At 72.2% G+C, this 16,122-nt stretch carries 12 protein-coding genes and 2 pseudogenes; 3 read left to right on the top strand and 11 right to left on the bottom strand.

Annotated elements, in window-relative coordinates; all coding sequences use genetic code 11:
- Positions 1 to 70 precede the first annotated feature (70 nt).
- The 8 genes and pseudogenes from QF034_RS39345 to QF034_RS39310 form a co-directional block, all read right to left on the bottom strand.
- Entirely contained in the window at positions 71 to 568 is a 498-nt protein-coding gene (locus tag QF034_RS39345; protein WP_086562455.1) for a glycosyltransferase family protein, read from the bottom strand.
- Between the two features lie 69 nt (positions 569 to 637).
- Positions 638 to 919, bottom strand: a pseudogene (locus tag QF034_RS39340) (CGNR zinc finger domain-containing protein); the annotation flags it as partial.
- 55 nt (positions 920 to 974) lie between these two features.
- Positions 975 to 1,877, bottom strand: coding sequence for a universal stress protein (locus QF034_RS39335; protein WP_307179429.1), 903 nt, complete (start codon positions 1,875 to 1,877; stop codon positions 975 to 977).
- Between the two features lie 187 nt (positions 1,878 to 2,064).
- Entirely contained in the window at positions 2,065 to 2,307 is a 243-nt protein-coding gene (locus QF034_RS39330; RefSeq protein WP_010033039.1) for a DUF397 domain-containing protein, read from the bottom strand.
- 82 nt (positions 2,308 to 2,389) lie between these two features.
- A complete protein-coding gene (locus QF034_RS39325) occupies positions 2,390 to 3,556 on the bottom strand; it encodes a thiolase family protein (protein ID WP_307179428.1) in 1,167 nt (388 codons plus the stop codon).
- Positions 3,553 to 4,617, bottom strand: a complete 1,065-nt coding sequence (locus tag QF034_RS39320) for a thiolase family protein (protein WP_307179427.1) — start codon at positions 4,615 to 4,617, stop codon at positions 3,553 to 3,555. Before QF034_RS39320 ends, QF034_RS39325 begins: the two co-directional genes overlap by 4 nt.
- Positions 4,614 to 5,564, bottom strand: a complete 951-nt coding sequence (locus QF034_RS39315) for a Zn-ribbon domain-containing OB-fold protein (RefSeq protein WP_307179426.1) — start codon at positions 5,562 to 5,564, stop codon at positions 4,614 to 4,616. Before QF034_RS39315 ends, QF034_RS39320 begins: the two co-directional genes overlap by 4 nt.
- Positions 5,565 to 5,706: 142 nt before the next feature.
- The gene (locus QF034_RS39310) at positions 5,707 to 6,507 is read right to left on the bottom strand and encodes a crotonase/enoyl-CoA hydratase family protein (RefSeq protein ID WP_307179425.1); all 801 of its coding nucleotides are present in this window, start codon (positions 6,505 to 6,507) and stop codon (positions 5,707 to 5,709) included.
- A gap of 177 nt (positions 6,508 to 6,684) precedes the next feature.
- On the opposite strand from QF034_RS39310, the gene QF034_RS39305 reads away from it, so the two are divergent.
- Positions 6,685 to 8,304 carry an acyl-CoA synthetase gene (locus QF034_RS39305; RefSeq protein ID WP_307179424.1) on the top strand — a complete coding sequence of 540 codons (1,620 nt, stop codon included), beginning with the start codon at positions 6,685 to 6,687 and terminating at the stop codon, positions 8,302 to 8,304.
- A gap of 113 nt (positions 8,305 to 8,417) precedes the next feature.
- Positions 8,418 to 10,346, top strand: a complete 1,929-nt coding sequence (locus tag QF034_RS39300; protein ID WP_307179423.1) for an alkaline phosphatase family protein — start codon at positions 8,418 to 8,420, stop codon at positions 10,344 to 10,346.
- On the opposite strand, the pseudogene QF034_RS39295 reads toward QF034_RS39300, so the two are convergent.
- The 3 genes and pseudogenes from QF034_RS39295 to QF034_RS39285 form a co-directional block, all read right to left on the bottom strand.
- A pseudogene (locus QF034_RS39295) lies at positions 10,318 to 11,031 on the bottom strand (alpha/beta fold hydrolase); the annotation flags it as partial. The gene QF034_RS39300 and the pseudogene QF034_RS39295 sit on opposite strands and share 29 nt — an antisense overlap.
- Before the next feature lie 62 nt (positions 11,032 to 11,093).
- Positions 11,094 to 11,936 carry an alpha/beta fold hydrolase gene (locus tag QF034_RS39290; RefSeq protein ID WP_307179421.1) on the bottom strand — a complete coding sequence of 281 codons (843 nt, stop codon included), beginning with the start codon at positions 11,934 to 11,936 and terminating at the stop codon, positions 11,094 to 11,096.
- Positions 11,937 to 12,000: 64 nt separating this feature from the next.
- Positions 12,001 to 13,527 (bottom strand): acyl-CoA synthetase, encoded by a 1,527-nt coding sequence (locus QF034_RS39285; RefSeq protein ID WP_307179420.1) that lies wholly within the window; start codon positions 13,525 to 13,527, stop codon positions 12,001 to 12,003.
- Positions 13,528 to 13,682: 155 nt separating this feature from the next.
- On the opposite strand from QF034_RS39285, the gene QF034_RS39280 reads away from it, so the two are divergent.
- Positions 13,683 to 16,115, top strand: a complete 2,433-nt coding sequence (locus QF034_RS39280) for a penicillin acylase family protein (RefSeq protein WP_307179419.1) — start codon at positions 13,683 to 13,685, stop codon at positions 16,113 to 16,115.
- The last annotated feature ends 7 nt before the right edge of the window (positions 16,116 to 16,122 follow it).

Genomic DNA, 16,122 nt, shown 5'->3' with positions numbered 1-16,122 from the left:
AAGGGGCCGCTGTGTGCCTGGCCAGGCACACAGCGGCCCCTTCGTGTGTGCGGCGGTGCCGCCCGTCGGCTCAGTCCTGCTGGAACAGCTCCGCGGGCAGCGGTTTGAGGAGGGCGTACAGGTCGTCCGTGATGGGGCGGTCCCAGGCGGCGATGGTCACCAGGACGTTGTCGCTGCGGTCGAACTGCACGCAGGAGATGCGGCCCTCGGAGAGCTTGACGCGGCGCACGATCAGGAGGTTGTCGCCCTGCATCACCGGCACGTCCTCGGTGCCGACGACGGTGACCTCCTCGTCGTTCTCCAGTGCCAGCAGCAGCTGCCCCACCTCGAAGGGGACCTGTCCCTCGGGAACCTCGCGGGCCGGGGAGCCCTCCGGCAGGTTGCCGATGATCATCGCGGGGCCGCGGCCGCCGAACAGGTCGTAACGCAGGAAGACGCCCTGGCAGGTGCCGTCGGGCGCGGGCAGCAGTCCCGCACCGAGGTTGCCGGGCCAGTCGCCCGGGTCCATGGCCAGTACGTCGAAGTCGGGCCCGGCGGGCGTGGCGCTGCGGCGGCGGAGGAACGACATGCCGCCATGGTACGTGGCCCGGCCTGCGAAGCGCCGCCCGGGCGACGACCCGATCGGGCTCAGGTGGTCTCAGGCCGTCGTCCGGTGCCGTTGCTGGTGGCGGGCCACGCGGGCGCGGTTGCCGCAGGACGGTGCGCACCACTCCTGGCGCGGGTGGTCCTTGAGGAAGTACCGCACGCAGCGGGGTGCGTGGCAGGCCCGCAGCCGGTCGCGGTCGGGGCCCGTGAGGAACGCGATCACGGCGTGCGCGAGGGCGGCCGTCAGGTCGTCACCGCCGTGTACGGGCCGGTGACGGACGTCGGGTGCGGTCCTCCCCTCGGGCCAGGTCCAGGGCGAGCCGGGCGTCCCTGCTGGTCGGTTCCCGCCTGGACCTCATGACAGGTCTGCCCGTGTCCATTACCGCGGGTCAGTCCTCCGGCGGTGCCGGCGGGACCACCGCGACGGGGCTCGCGGCGTGCAGCAGGACGGCGTGGGTGACCGAGCCCATCATGCGGGCGGGTGCCAGCAGGTGCCGCCGGTGACGGCCCACGACGACGAGGTCGGCGCCCGGGGACGCCGCCACGAGGTGTCCGGCGGCGTCCCCGGCCGACGGGACCGTCTCGGCCCGGACGTCGGGATGCCGTTCGCGGTACGGGGCGAGGAAGCCCTCGGCGAGGACCCGGGTCTCGTCCTCGATGACGTCCTGGTCGACGATCGGCGGGGGCATTTCGCCGGGCGTCATCCAGGGCTGCGCGGGCCACGGGTAGGCGGCGAGGGCCTGGAGCCGGGCGCCGCGCCGGGCGGCCTCGGCGAAGGCGAACTCGAGCGTGGCCTCGTCGGGGCCGTCCACCTTCAGGCCCACGACCACGCGCGGTCCGGGACCGGACGGCGCCTCGCCGGGGACGTCGCGTCCGGGCCGGGGCACCACCACGACGGGGCACTCGGCGTCACGGGCGGCGGCCATGCCGTTGGAACCGAGCAGCAGGCTGGCGAAGCCGCCGCGGCCCCGCGAGCCGAGGACCAGCAGCTGGGCGGAAGAGCCCAGTTCGGGCAGGACGGCGCCGGGCGCGCCCTCCAGGCCGAGGTACTCCGTGTCCGGCCGGGCGGAGAGGCTCTCCACGTGGGCGCGGACCCGGTCGAGCACCGGGTCGTCCTGCGGGTCCGGCGGCCCGGCGGCGAGCACCTCGGGCTGCGCCCAGTGGGCGTACTGGCGTACATGCACCACACGCAGGGATGCCGAACGCCGGAGGGCCGCGTCGAGGGCCCACTCCAGGGCGCGCAGGCTGCCGTCCGAACCGTCGACCGCCGCGATGACCGGCAGGGTGCTCATGGGTTCCTCGCCTTCCCGGATACGACCGTGCCTCAAGGGGCCAGCCTGGCTCAGGCGCGGGCCCCGGAAGGACGTCTCGGGTCGCGTGTCCGCACAATGCGGGCGGAACACCCCCGGATCGGCCGTGGGGCCACGGCCGGTCCGGGACGGTTCACGGGTGCCGCGGTCGAGGTCGCGCGGCGTCGCGTCAGGTGAGGTCGAACTCCCCTTCCCGCGCTCCCGACACGAACGCGCCCCACTCGGCGGGTGTGAAGATCAGGGAGGGACTCTCCGGGCGGGCACTGTTCCGCATGGCGATGAAGCCCTCGACGAAGGCGATCTGGACATCCCCCCGCCCCCGGCTGCTGGACTGCCACTGTGCGTTGGTGAGGTCCAGCTCCGGCTTGTCCCAGCCCGTGAGCGGGCGCTGCTGGGTGGTGGTCTCGGCCACGTCCGTGCTCCTCCCGGTTCGTCGTCCGCGGCCAGCCTAGCGATCGTGTCCCACGGCCGACAGAGCACGTGAGGGGGACCTTTCAGGAGTCCGGGGGCTCGGCTCCCACGAGCCACATGGAGAAGAACTGTGAGCCGCCGCCGTAGGCGTGCCCGAGGACCCTGCGGGCACCGTCCACCTGGTGCTCCCCGGCCTGTCCGCGCACCTGGAGCGCGGCCTCCGCGAAGCGGATCATGCCGGAGGCGCCGATGGGGTTGGTGGACAGCACACCGCCCGACATGTTCACGGGCAGGTCCCCGTCGAGTTCGGTCACGCCCGCCTCGGTGAGCTTCCACCCTTCGCCCTCACCGGCGAAGCCGAGGTTCTCCAGCCACATCGGCTCGTACCAGGAGAACGGGACGTAGATCTCGGCGCCGTCGATCTCGCGGCGCGGGTCGGTGATCCCGGCCTGCCGGTAGACGTCGGCCGCGCAGTCCTGGCCGGCCTGCGGGGAGACGAAGTCCTTGCCGGCGAAGAGGGTCGGTTCGCTGCGCATCGCGCCGCCGAGCATCCAGGCGGGCGGTCGCGGTGCCCGGGCGGCTCCGGCACGGTCGGTGAGGATCATGGCGCAGGCGCCGTCGGAGGAGGGGCAGGTCTCCGAGTAGCGGACCGGGTCCCACAGCATGGGCGAGGCCATGACCTTGTCGAGGGTGATGTCGTGCTCGTGCAGGTGGGCGTAGGGGTTCTTCAGGGCGTTGCGGCGGTCCTTGTAGGCGACGAGGGCGCCGATCGTCTCGGGGGCGCCGCTGCGCCGCATGTAGGCGCGGATGTGCGGGGCGAAGAACCCGCCGGCTCCGGCGAGCAGGGGCTGCTGGAAGGGGATGGGCAGGGACAGGCCCCACATGGCGTTCGACTCGGACTGCTTTTCGAAGGCGAGGGTGAGGACGGTGCCGTGGACGCGGGCCGCGACGAGGTTCGCGGCGACGAGGGCGGTGGATCCGCCGACCGAGCCCGCGGTGTGCACCCGGAGCATGGGTTTGCCGACGGCGCCGAGCGCGTCGGCGAGGTAGAGCTCCGGCATCATGACGCCCTCGAAGAAGTCGGGCGCCTTGCCGATCACGACGGCGTCGATGTCGGCCCACGTCAGCTCGGCGTCGTCCAGGGCCCGGCGGGCCGCCTCCCTGACGAGTCCCGCGAGGGACACGTCCCGGCGTGCCGCGACGTGCTGGGTCTGGCCGATGCCGACGACGGCCACGGGCTCCTTGCTCATCGGGGCTCCCCTTCGAGGACGGCGACCAGGTTCTGCTGGAGGCAGGGGCCGGAGGTGGCGTGGGCGAGGGCGCGGCGGGACGCGCCGCGGTGGATGCGGGCGGCGGCCTCGCCGATGCGGATGAGACCGGCGGCCATGATCGGGTTGGCGGCGAGGGCACCGCCGGAGGGATTGACGACGACGCCGTCGTCGAGGCGGAGGGCCTTGCGCAGGACGATCTCCTGGGCGGTGAAGGGCGCGTGGAGTTCGGCGGTGTCGACGGGCCGTTCGAAGGCGCCGGCCCGCTGGGCGGCCAGGCGCGTGGAGGGCGAGTCGGTCAGGTCGCGCACGCCGAGGCCGTGGGCCTCGATGCGGTGGTCGATGCCGCGGATCCAGGCGGGCCGTGCGCACAGGTCGCGGGCCCGGTCGCCCGCCGCGAGGATCACGGCGGCGGCCCCGTCGCCGATGGGCGGGCAGTCGCCGGTGCGCAGCGGCCGTACGAGGTGGTCGCCCTGCGGGAGCGGCCCCTTGAGCTGCGCGTGCGGGTTGGCGGTCGCCGCCTCCCGGTTGCCGGCGGCGACGGCCGCGAGCGCCGGTTCGTCCGTGTCGCCGGCGTCGATGAGGGCCTGCGCCTGGAGGGCGGCGAGCGCGACGGAGTCGGGCCACAGGGGTGCGACGTAGTACGGGTCGAGCTGGCGGGTGAGGACGTCGCGGACCGAGCCGGGCGAGGACTTGCCGTACGCGTAGACCAGGGCGGTGTCGGCGTCGCCGGTGAGGAGTTTGGTCCAGGCCTCGTACAGGGCCCAGGCCCCGTCCATCTCGACGTGCGACTCGGAGATGGGCGGCCAGGCGCCGACCCCGTCGAGGGCGAGGGTGAAGGAGAAGGCGCGGCCGGCGAGGTAGTCGCTGGAGCCGGAGCAGGTGAAGTCGATGTCGGCGGTCTTCATGCCGGTCCGGTCGAGGACCTCGTGCAGCACCGGCATGAGCATCTCCACCTCGGAGAACTCGTCGCTGGTGCGCCGGTGGACGGTCTGGGCGAAGGCGACGACGGCGATCTCGCGGTCCCCCGGTGCGCTCGTCACAGCAGCTCCTTGTAGGTGTCGTAGTCCGCGTCGGGTTCGCCCGTGGGCCGGTAGTGGTCGGGATAGCGGCCGCCCTCGGTCCACACCGGCTCGACGCGCAGCCCCATACGGACCTCGTCGTAGGGGATGCCGCCGATCCGGCCGTGCAGGGCGAGGTCGGCGCCGTCGAGGGCGATGTGGGCGTAGACGTAGGGCACCTCGATGTCGAGATTCGCCGTATGCGCAGCCTTGATGTTGACGATGCAGAACGTGGTCACTGTGCCGCGCGGCCCCACCTCGACTTGTTCGGATGTGGCCACCCCACATGTGGGGCACGCACCCCTCGGCGGGACGTAGACCTTCCGGCAGGACGGGCAGCGCTCGCCGACGGTCCGCCGGTCACCGAGGGCGTGGATGTAGGCGGTCTGGGCGCGCCCGGGCGAGTAGGTGTAGTCGAGGCGGGCGGCGGCGACGATGCCGGACACCGGATCCTCGAAGTGCCCGGTGGATCCCGTCAGTTGTAGTGGGTCGCCGTCGTGCGGCTCGAAGCAGGCGATGTCCGTGATGGCCCCGGTGCGCTCCGCCGCCCAGCGGATGCGGACGCGCATGCCGGTGTGCACGGCGTCGGGGCCCGGCGCGTCGAGGGCGTGCAGCAGGGCGGTGTCGGCGCCGTCGAGGCGGACCAGGGCCCAGGCAAAGGGGGTGGCGAGGGGCTGACCGCGGCGGGGGGCGTGGTTCCAGGCCCAGGTGGTGACCGTGCCGGTGGGGGCGACCTCGACGAGGTCGCGGATCTCCTCGGCGGTGACGGGGTCGTACTCGGCGGGCGGGACGAGGACGCGGCCGTCGCTCGCCCGCACGCCCAGGACGACACGCTCGCGCAGACCGGTCAGGAAGGCGCTCTGGACGGGGCCGAGGGAGCGGGTGAAGGGGAACTCGACGACGAGAGGGGCTTTGAGGACTTCGGGCATCGAGGGCTTGCCTCCTTGGGAGGTCGGGGTGCCAGGGCGCCCCGTAAGGGGCGCGGGAAGGTGACATGTGCGGCTCCGCCGCGTGGGCGACGCCAGCCGCATACAGCCCGCGGCCTCCAACCGGCCCGGGCCGGCGCAGCGCCTACGCGCGCTTGTAGACGGGCGGTCGCTTCTCCGCGAAGGCGCGGGCGCCCTCCTTGGCGTCGGCGGTGTCGAAGACCGGCCAGCCCCGGGTGAGTTCGGCCGCGAGACCGTCGGACTCGGTCATCTCGGCGGTCTCGTAGACGGAGGCCTTGACGGCCTCGACGGCCAGCGGGCCGCAGGCGTTGACCCGTTCGGCGATCTCCAGTGCCTTCGCGAGCGCCGTGCCGTCGGGGACGACATGGCCGACCAGGCCGATGGCGGCGGCCTCGCGGGCGCTGTAGGGGCGGCCGGTGAGGAGCATCTCCAGGGCGTGGGTGCGCGGGATCTGTCGTGGCAGCCGGACCGTGGAGCCGCCGATGGGGAACAGGCCGCGCCTCACCTCGAACAGGCCGAAGGTCGCGGACTCCCCGGCGACGCGGATGTCGGTGCCCTGGAGCATCTCGGTGCCGCCCGCGACGCAGTAGCCCTCGACGGCCGCGATCACCGGCTTGCGCGGGCGGTGGTGGCGCAGCATCGCCTTCCAGTGCAGGTCGGGGTCGGCCTTGAGCCGGTCGCGGTACTCCTCGCCCGTCATGCCGTGGCCGGCGAGGGCCTTGAGGTCCATGCCCGAGCAGAACGAGCCGCCCGCGCCGGTGAACACGATCGAGCGGACCGAGTCGTCCGCGTCGGCCTCCAGCCAGCCGTCGTAGAGGCCGACGAGCATCGGCAGCGAGAGCGCGTTCCTGGCTTCGGGCCTGTTGAGCGTGAGTATCAGCGTGGCGCCTTCGCGCTGCACGGTGAGGTGTTCCGTCCCACCCATGGCCAACTCCCCTCTCGTGGAACGAGAACAGGTTGCAGTAGGGCGGGTGGCACTTCAAGGGTTTTCTGACAGGCAGTCAGATTTCTTCCGCGCGAGCCCTTCACAGTTGGAGCGCCCTTTGCTCTGATGACCGCCGAACCGTCCGATGCCAGGCACGTCCCGGGGTCAGGAGGAGCGGTGGAGTACAACCTTGCCGACCTGTTCGAGTCGGTCGTCGACGTGGTTCCCGACCGTGAGGCGCTGGTGTACGCCGACCAGCCGGGCACGGGCGCGGAACGCCGCCTGACGTACGCGGAGCTGGACGCGGCGGCCAACCGGGTCGGTCACCATCTGCTCGACAGCGGGATACGGCCCGGTGAGCACCTCGGGCTGCACCTCTACAACGGTGTGGAGTACCTCCAGACGGTGCTGGGCTGCCTGAAGGCGCGGATCGTCCCGGTCAACGTCAACTACCGGTACGTGGAAGAGGAGTTGGTGTACCTCTACCGGGACGCGGATCTGGTGGCGCTGGTCTTCGACGCGGAGTTCACGGACCGGGTGGCGGCGGCGCGGCCCCGGGCGGAGCGGTTGCGGCATCTGATCCGGGTGGGTGTTCCTGCACCGGGGGCCGCCGAGGTGCCCTGTGTGGAGTTCGCCCATGTGGAGGCCGCGGGGTCGCCCGAGCGGGGCTTCCCGGCCCGCTCGGGCGATGACCTGTTCGTCATCTACACCGGCGGTACGACCGGCATGCCCAAGGGCGTGATGTGGCGGCAGGAGGATCTGTTCTTCGCGGGGCTCGGCGGGGGCGCGCCGACGGGTGAACCGGTGAAGAAGCCTCAGGAGCTCGCCGAGCGCGTCGCGGCCGGCGGAGCGGGGATCACCTTCTTCCCCACGGCGCCGCTGATGCACGGCACTTCCACCCTCACGGCGTTCATCGGCTTCAACTTCGGGCAGCGGGTGGTGATCCACCGCAAGTTCGTGCCCGAGGAGGTGCTGCGGACGGTCGAGAAGGAGAAGGTCAGCAGCATCTCGCTGGTGGGGGACGCGATGCTGCGGCCGCTGATCGACGCGCTGAGCGGTCCGCTGCGGCACATCGACCGCTCGTCGCTGTTCAGTGTGTCGTCGTCCGGCGCGATCATGTCGGACACGGTGCGCCGGCAGTTCCGTGAGCTGGTGCCGAACGCCATGCTGCTGAACAACTTCGGCTCCTCGGAGTCCGGTTTCAATGGGACGGCGACCGAGGACTCGGGGCCCGAGCGGGGCTTCCGGGTGCGGGTCAACGCCCGTACGCAGGTGGTGGACCCGGCCACGTACGAACCGGTGGCGGCCGGCGAGGTGGGCCGGATCGCCCAGTGCGGACATGTGCCGCTCGGCTACTACAACGACCCGGCCAAGACCGCCGTCACCTTCTTCGAGAAGGACGGTGAGCGGTGGGTGCTGCTCGGCGACATGGCCACCGTCGACGAGGAGGGCGTGGTCACCGTCCTGGGCCGTGGCTCGCAGTGCATCAACACCGGCGGCGAGAAGGTGTACCCGGAGGAGGTCGAGCAGGCCCTGAAGTCCCACCCGGACGTCTACGACGCGCTGGTGGCCGGGGTGCCGGATCCGCAGTGGGGCCACCATGTCGCGGCGGTGGTGCAGTTGCGGGAGGGTGCGGCGCGCCCGTCCCTGCAGGACATCCAGAGCCACTGCCGGGACCGGCTGGCCGGGTACAAGATCCCGCGCCAGCTGGTGATCACGGAGTCGGTCCAGCGTTCGCCGAGCGGCAAGGCGGACTATCGCTGGGCACGGGAGGTGGCGGTGGCCGCGGACGGGTGATTCTCCGGCCGGTCGATTGAACCCAACGTGACGTGCGGACGTACTGGTGGTGGCAGGCTCGTCCACCGAGCTCTGTTTGCCATGCCAGCAAGACCGCACGGAAGGACCACCGGGTGTCGCTCTTCACTCGCTCCCACCAGCAATCGGGCACTACCGGGAGCGGGGCGGAACCGGATGCCGACACGGGCACGACAGTGCCTGACGGCGACACCGACGCGGCGGAACGGGGCGGCAGCGACACGGCCCCGGCGGGCGCAGACGCCGAGGCAGACGCGGCAGAGCCGGACAGCGACACCGGCACGGCAAGCCCGGCCGGCGACGCCGACGCAGCCGAACCAGACCACGGCACAGACACGGCCGAGTCGGCCGGGGCGTCGGGCGCCGCGGCGAAGCCCGGCTGGTTCGGATGGCGGCGGCGCTACCCCCGTGCCGCGCGCGGCGTCTCCGTCGGGACGACCGTACTGGCCGGTGTGCTCGTGGTCGTCGCGCTGCTGCTGCCGAACCGGATCGAGCGGATCGAGTTCGCGTCCTTCCTCCGCATCCCCGCCGAGGGCGTGCTGCTCGCGGGTCTGCTGCTCGCGCTGCCGCCGAGGCCCCGGCGGATCATGGCGGCCGTCTCCGGCGTGTTCCTCGGGCTGGTCACGGTGCTGAAGTGCGTCGACATGGGCTTCTACCAGGTGCTGGCCCGGCCCTTCGATCTGGTCCTGGACTGGATCCTGATCGAGAACGCCACGGACTTCCTGAGGGAGACGTTCGGCCGTACCGGCCAGGTGCTGGCCGTGATCGGGGTGATCGTGCTGCTCGTCGCGGTGCTGGTCCTCACGACGCTCGCCGTGGTGCGGCTGACGAACCTGATGGTCCGGCACCGTCCCGTCGCCGCCCGGACGACACTGATCCTCGGTACGGCGTGGATCACCTGTATGACCCTGGGCGTGCAGGTCGGCACCGTGCCGATCGCCACCAAGGGCAACGCGGAGTTCCTCGGCAACCGCGTGGACCAGGTGCGCGCGGGTCTGAAGGACGCGCGGGTCTTCCAGAAGCAGGCCGCCGTGGACGCCTTCGCGAAGACGCCGCCGGACCAGTTGCTCACCGGCCTGCGCGGCAAGGACGTCCTGTTCACCTTCATCGAGAGCTACGGCCGCGTCGCGATCGATGACCCGGCGATGGCGAAGCAGACCGACGCCGTACTGAAGGAGGGCACCGGCCGGTTGAAGGCGGCCGGGTTCGAGTCACGCAGCGGCTGGTTGCAGTCGCCGGTGACGGGCGCGGGCAGCTGGCTCGCCCACTCGACCTTCCTGTCGGGTCTGTGGATCAAGAACCAGCAGCGGTACCGCAGCCTGACCACCAGCGACCGCATGACACTGACCAAGTACTTCGGAAAGACGGGCGCCTGGCGGACCGTCGGCGTCGTGCCGGGCGTGCGGCGCGCCTGGCCGGAGGGGAAGTACTTCGGCCTGGACCACATCTACGACTCCGAGCACCTCGGCTACCACGGCCCGTACTTCAGCTGGACGCCCGTGCCCGACCAGTTCAGCATGGAGGCGTTCCAGCGCCTGGAGCACGGCAGGAAGGACCGTGAGCCGATCATGGCGGAGATCATCCTGGCCTCCAGCCACAACCCCTGGTCCCCGATCGCCCACATGATCGACTGGGACGACCTCGGCGACGGTTCGGTGTTCCACCGGATCAAGAAGGAGGGCACCAACCCCACGGAGGTCTGGAAGGACCCGGAGAAGGTGCGCGCCGAGTACCGCAAGGCCATCGAGTACTCGATCCGCAGCCTGACGGAGTGGGTCGAGCGCTACGGCGACGACGACACGGTGCTGGTCTTCCTCGGCGACCACCAGCCGGTGCCGACGGTCACCGCCGGGGACACCGGCAAGGACGTGCCGGTCACGATCGTCGCCCACGACAAGAAGGTCCTCGACCGGGTCGCCGACTGGGGCTGGACCGACGGCCTCAAGCCGGCCCCGGACGCGCCCCGGTGGGGCATGGACAGGTTCCGCGACCGTTTCATGACGGCGTACGGTCCCCAGGGCTGAGGAACTCCGCCACGGCCGCGAGGAACTCCTCGGGCCGTGCCTCGTGCACGAGATGCCCGGCGTCGATGGTGACGCGCCGGGCATCGGGAAGCAGCTCGGCGAGGGCGGCGATCTGCTCCTGGGGGATCAGGCTCGCCGGCCCACCTCCGATCAGCAGCGTGGGCATGGTGATCCGCCCCATGTGGTCCCACCACACGGGATTCGGGGCGTTGCGCTGTGCGTCGGTGGCGAGGATCATCGCCCAGTCGTACGGCAGGTCCCCGCGCGGGCGTTGGGCGGGCGGACGCGGCGGGTCCAGCGGGAAGGGTGCGGGCACGTCCTCCAGGACGAGCCGCCGCACCAGCCCCGGGCTGTGCTGGGCGAGCAGGCAGGCGACGGCGCCACCGAGCGAGTGGCCCACGACGTCGGCCCGGGCGATGCCGAGCGCGCCGAGGAAGCCGAGCACGTCGTCGCGCATGGCCTCGTAGGCGTATCCGCCGGGCCAGTCGCTGCGGCCGTGCCCCCGCAGGTCGGGGGCGTACACCCGGCGTGGCCCGGCGGCCAGCGCGGGGGCGATCTCCGCCCAGTCGGCGCCGTCGGCACCGCGGGCGTGCAGGAGCACGACGGGCGGCGCGTCCGCCGGCCCCCAGACGCGGTAGGCCTGGGTGATGCCGTTCGCCCGTACGGTGCGCGGTTCGGTGTCCATGCCGGGCACGGTAGCGGGGTGAGGGCCCCGGGCCGGACCCGCTCTGCGGACAGCAGAGGATCTCAGTCCCGTGCGCGGAAGAAGTCTGCGACGCGTCGCACGAACCACTGCGGGTCGTCCAGCCACGGGTAGTGTCCCGCGCCCGGCTGCACCGCGAACTCGGCCGCCGGGAAGGCGTCGGCGGCGCGCCGGGCCAGGGCGGGACGCGGGCCGCCGTCCACCTCACCGGCGAGGACGAGCACCGGGGCGGTGACACCGGCGAGCGCGGTCCTTGTCGCGGCCGGGTCGTAGGCGCCGTCCGCGCCGTAGCGGTCCGCCGCCTCGTCGTTGGTCTCGTGCTCCTCGCGGTCGGCATGGGCGCGGGCCGTGTCATCCCAACGGCCGTGGAAGAACGGCAGGAACCCGGGGTCGAAGTCACCGGTACCGGACAGCCAGGCCTCGAACGCCGGGAACGCGTCGGCGAACCAGGGCTCCGACGTGCGCAGCCGCGCCGCCGCCAGCCGGTCCTCGACCGTCGCCGGCAGGCCGAGCGCCCACGGGGTGGCGGTGATGAGCGCCAGCCGTCCCAGCCGCTCCGGATACCGGGCCGCGTACAGCATGGCGAGACTGCCGCCCGCCGAGTGTGCGAGCACGTCCATCCGCTCCAGGCCCAGGTGGCGGCGCAGCGCCTCGACGTCGTCCACGAGCCGGTCGCAGCGGTACGTCGCCGGATCCTCGGGCACCGCGGACTGGCCGGTGCCGCGCAGGTCGAGGAAGACCAGCCGCCGGTGGGCGTCGAGTCCGCCCAGGTTCCCGAGATAGGCGGATGCGCGCATGGGCCCGCCGGGCAGCACGACCAGCGGCTCGCCCGTACCGTGTACGTGACAGGCGAGCCGGGTCCCGTCCGGGGCTGTGAAGATCGGCATGGCGTCGATCCTCACGCCCTCGCGCTCTTCGGCACAACGGGTTCCGCCGACGGGCCGCGCGGCGTCACCCGTCCGAGGCCGCGGGTCCCGCCTCTCCCCCGAGGCTCTTCCTGAGCTCCCGCTTGAGGATCTTCCCGCTGGCGTTGCGCGGGAGGCTCTCCGCGAACACCACCCGCTTCGGGGCCTTGAAGGGGGTGAGCTTCTCGCGGGTGTGGGCGATGAGTTCCGCCTCGGTGACCTCGCCGCGGGGGACGACGACGGCCGTGACTGCCTCGATCCAGCGTTCGTCGGGCAGGCCCACGACCGCGGCCTCGGCGACCTGGGGATGGGTGTAGAGGGCGTCCTCGACCTGGCGTGAAGCGACCAGTACACCGCCGGAGTTGATGACGTCCTTCACCCGGTCGACGATCGTGAAGTAACCGTGCGCGTCCCGTACGGCGAGGTCGCCGGAGCGGAACCAGCCGTCGCGGAAGGCCTCGGCGGTCTCCTCGGGCTTGTCCCAGTAGCCCTCGCACAGTTGCGGAGAGCGGTAGACGATCTCGCCGGGGGTGCCGTCCGGTACGTCCTTGCCGTCCTCGTCGACGACCCGCGCGTCGACGAACAGCACCGGGCGGCCGCAGGAGTCCATGCGCCCCTTGTGTTCGTCGGGCGCGAGGACGGTGGCCAGGGGGCCGATCTCGCTCTGTCCGAAACAGTTGTAGAACGCCAGTTCCGGCAGGCGTTCGCGCAGCCGTTCCAGGACGGGGACCGGCATGATCGACGCCCCGTAGTACGCCTTGCGCAGGCCGCTCAGGTCGCGGGTCGCGAAGTCGGGGCGGTTGGACAGCGCGATCCAGACGGTGGGCGGGGCGAACAGGCTGTCCACGCGGCCCGCTTCGACCAGGTCGAAGAGCCGGTCGCCGTCGGGCGCGTCGAGGATGACGTTCGTCGCGCCGACCGCGAGGTAGGGCAGCAGGAAGACGTGCATCTGCGCCGAGTGGTAGAGGGGCAGCGCGTGCACGGGACGGTCGCCCGCGCTGAGGTCGAGGGCGGTGATCGCGCTCAGGTACTCGTGCACCAGGGCCCGGTGCGTCATCATCGCGCCCTTGGGCAGGGCGGTCGTCCCGGATGTGTACAGCAGTTGCACCAGGTCCTCGGTGCGCGGCTCGGGGCCGTCGTACGGGGGCGCCCCGGCGAGCCGGGCGAGGAGTGAGTCGTCGGCGTCGCGCAGGGGCAACGTCCGCACGTCATCGGGGAGTCGCGCGGTGAGGTCCGGGTCGGCGAGGACCAGGGAGCTGCCGGACTGGCCGACGATGTAGGCCAGGTCGTCGCCGGTCAGGTTCTGGTTGACGGGGACGTGCACCAGGCCCGCGCGGGCGCAGGCCAGGAAGGCGATCAGGTAGGCGTCGGAGTTGTGGCCGTACGCGCCCACCCGGTCGCCCGGGGACAGCCCCTGGCCGAGGAGGACGCTCGCGGCGCGGGAGACGGCGGTGTCCAGTTCGTCGTACGTCCAGGTGCGGTCGCCGTACTCCAGCGCGACGCGCGCCGGGGTGCGCCGGGCGCTGCGTCGCAGGACTCCGTCGACCGTGCTGCCGTGTCCGGGCGTCGTCATGACACCTGATCCTCGGTTCACCGCCGGGCGAGGTCAAGGACCGACCGGCTCAACCCTGCCGCCGCTTAAGGCGTCCGAGGTGATGGTACCGATGTGCGCACGCGGCACATCCGTACCTTCAAGTCTCCTCTCCCTCACAGATGTTGGAGGGCACGATGCGCAGCCGCCTGAGACGACTCGTCCTCGGGGCCACGGCCCTGTTCACGGCCGCGTCCGCGTTACCCGCGGCCGCCACCCCTGACCCGGGACGGGCGGAGCAGCACCCGTCCCGCGACGGCCTGTCCGCCGTCATCCGCTACACCGAGTACGGCATCCCGCACATCCAGGCGAAGAACTACGCCGACCTGGGCTTCGGTACGGGCTGGGCCCAGGCCGCCGACGAGGTCTGCACGCTCGCCGACGGGTTCGTGACACTGCGGGGCGAGCGCTCCCGGTACTTCGGCGCCGGCACGGCCGCCGACGGCGCCCTCTCCGGGGCCAGGACGAATCTCGCCAGCGACCTGTACTTCCGCGGGGTCCGGGAGACCCGCACGGTGGAGAAGCTGCTCGCAGAGCCCGCGCCCGTGGGCCCGGGCCGTGAGGTCCGGGACCTGATGCGCGGCTGGGCGGCCGGTTACAACGCCTGGCTGAAGCAGAAGAAGATCACGGACCCCGCCTGTGCGGGCGCCGCCTGGGTCCGTCCGGTCACCGAGCTGGAAGTGGCCGCCCGCGGCCTCGCCATCGCCTCGATCTCCGGCGAGGGACGCTTCGTGGACACGATCACGGCCGCCCAGCCACCGACCGGGACCGGCACCCCCGCCCCGTCCTCCCGCGCCTTGGCCCGCACTCCGGACGCGAAGGCCGTGGCGAAGGCGGCCGACGAGCTGTGGGGCGACCCCGGCATGGGCTCCAACGCGGTCGCCTTCCGCGGCGACACCACGGCGAACGGCAGCGGTCTGCTGCTGGGCAACCCGCACTACCCGTGGCAGGGCGGGCGCCGGTTCTGGCAGTCGCAGCAGACGATCCCCGGCGAGCTGAACGTCTCGGGTGGCTCTCTGCTCGGCATCCCGGCGGTCTCCATCGGCTTCAACGCACATGTGGCGTGGAGCCACACCGTATCGACCGGTGTACCGGCCAACTTCCACCAGCTGACGCTGGATCCGGCCGACCCCACGACGTACCTCGTGGACGGCGAGCCGGAGCATATGAGGAAGCGGACCGTGACGGTCGCGGTGAAGGACGGCGCGCCGGTGACCCGCACCCAGTGGTGGACCCGCTACGGCCCGGTCGTCACCTCCCTCAGCTCTCAGGTCCCGTTGCCGTGGACGAGCACGACGGCGTACGCCCTGCACGATCCGAACGCCGCGAACCTCCGCTTCGCCGACACCTCGCTCGGCTTCGGCAAGGCGCGCAGCACGGACGACGTCCTCGCGTCCCTCGCCCGGCACCAGGGCATCCCCTGGGTGAACACGATCGCCGCCGACCGCGCGGGGCATTCCCTCTTCACCCAGTCCCAGGTCCTTCCGCGTATCACCGACGCGTTGGCGGAGCGCTGCTCGACGGCACTGGGCAGGACCACGTACCCGGCGTCCGGTATCGCGATCCTCGACGGCTCGCGCGGCGACTGCGCTCTCGGCAGCGATCCCGACGCGGTGGCGCGGGGCATCTTCGGCCCGGCGCGGATGCCGACGCTCAAGGACGCGCCGTACGTGGAGAACTCCAACGGCACCGCGTGGATGACCAACGCGGACCGGCCGATCACCGGATACGAGCGGGTCTTCGGCTCGGCGGGCACCCAGCTCGGCCTGCGCACGCGTGGCGCGATCGAGGACGTGGCGGCGATGGCGGACCGGGGCCGGCTGACCGTACGCGACCTGCAACGGCAGCAGCTCGCCAACCGGGTGCCCGCGGGTGATCTCACCGCGACGGACGTGGCCCGGGCGTGTGCCGCGTTGCCCGGCGGCACGGCCACGGGCAGTGACGGCAAGGCCGTCGACGTGTCGGAGGCCTGTGAGGTGCTGACGGCGTGGGACCGCACGATGGACACCGGGAGCCGGGGCGCGCTGCTGTTCGACCGTTTCTGGCGGAAGCTGGAACAGGCGGTGCCTGCGGCCGAGTTGTGGAAGGTGCCGTTCTCGGCGGCGGACCCGGTGGGTACTCCGAACACGCTGAACACGGACGCGCGCGGCTTCGCCGTCGCCCTCGCCGACGCGGTGGCGGAACTGCGCGGCGCGGGCATCGCGCTCGACGCACCGCTCGGCGCGCACCAGTTCGTCGTCCGTGGCGGCGAGCGCCTTCCGATGCCCGGCGGTTCGGGCAGGCTCGGCGTGTGGAACGTGCTCGAACCGACGTGGAACGCGGCCCAGGGCGGCTACACGGAGGTGCCGTTCGGCAGCAGCCACCTCCAGGCGGTGGGCTGGGACGCCGGCCGCTGCCCGGTGGCCCGCACCCTGCTGGCCTACTCCCAGTCGTCGAACCCCGAGTCGCCGCACTACGCCGACCAGACCCGGCTGTACGCCGGGGAGAAGTGGGTGACGTCGCGCTTCTGCGAGAAGGACATCCTGGCCTCGCCGGAGCTGAAGGTCGTCCGGGTGCACGAGCGCCGCTGACCGTGGC

It is taken from the genome of Streptomyces africanus (genome assembly GCF_030816955.1).
GTDB classification, from domain to species: Bacteria; Actinomycetota; Actinomycetes; order Streptomycetales; family Streptomycetaceae; genus Streptomyces; species Streptomyces africanus.
The sequence above is the reverse complement of the archived record's forward strand: the minus strand, read 5'-3'. Positions and strand labels throughout refer to the sequence as shown.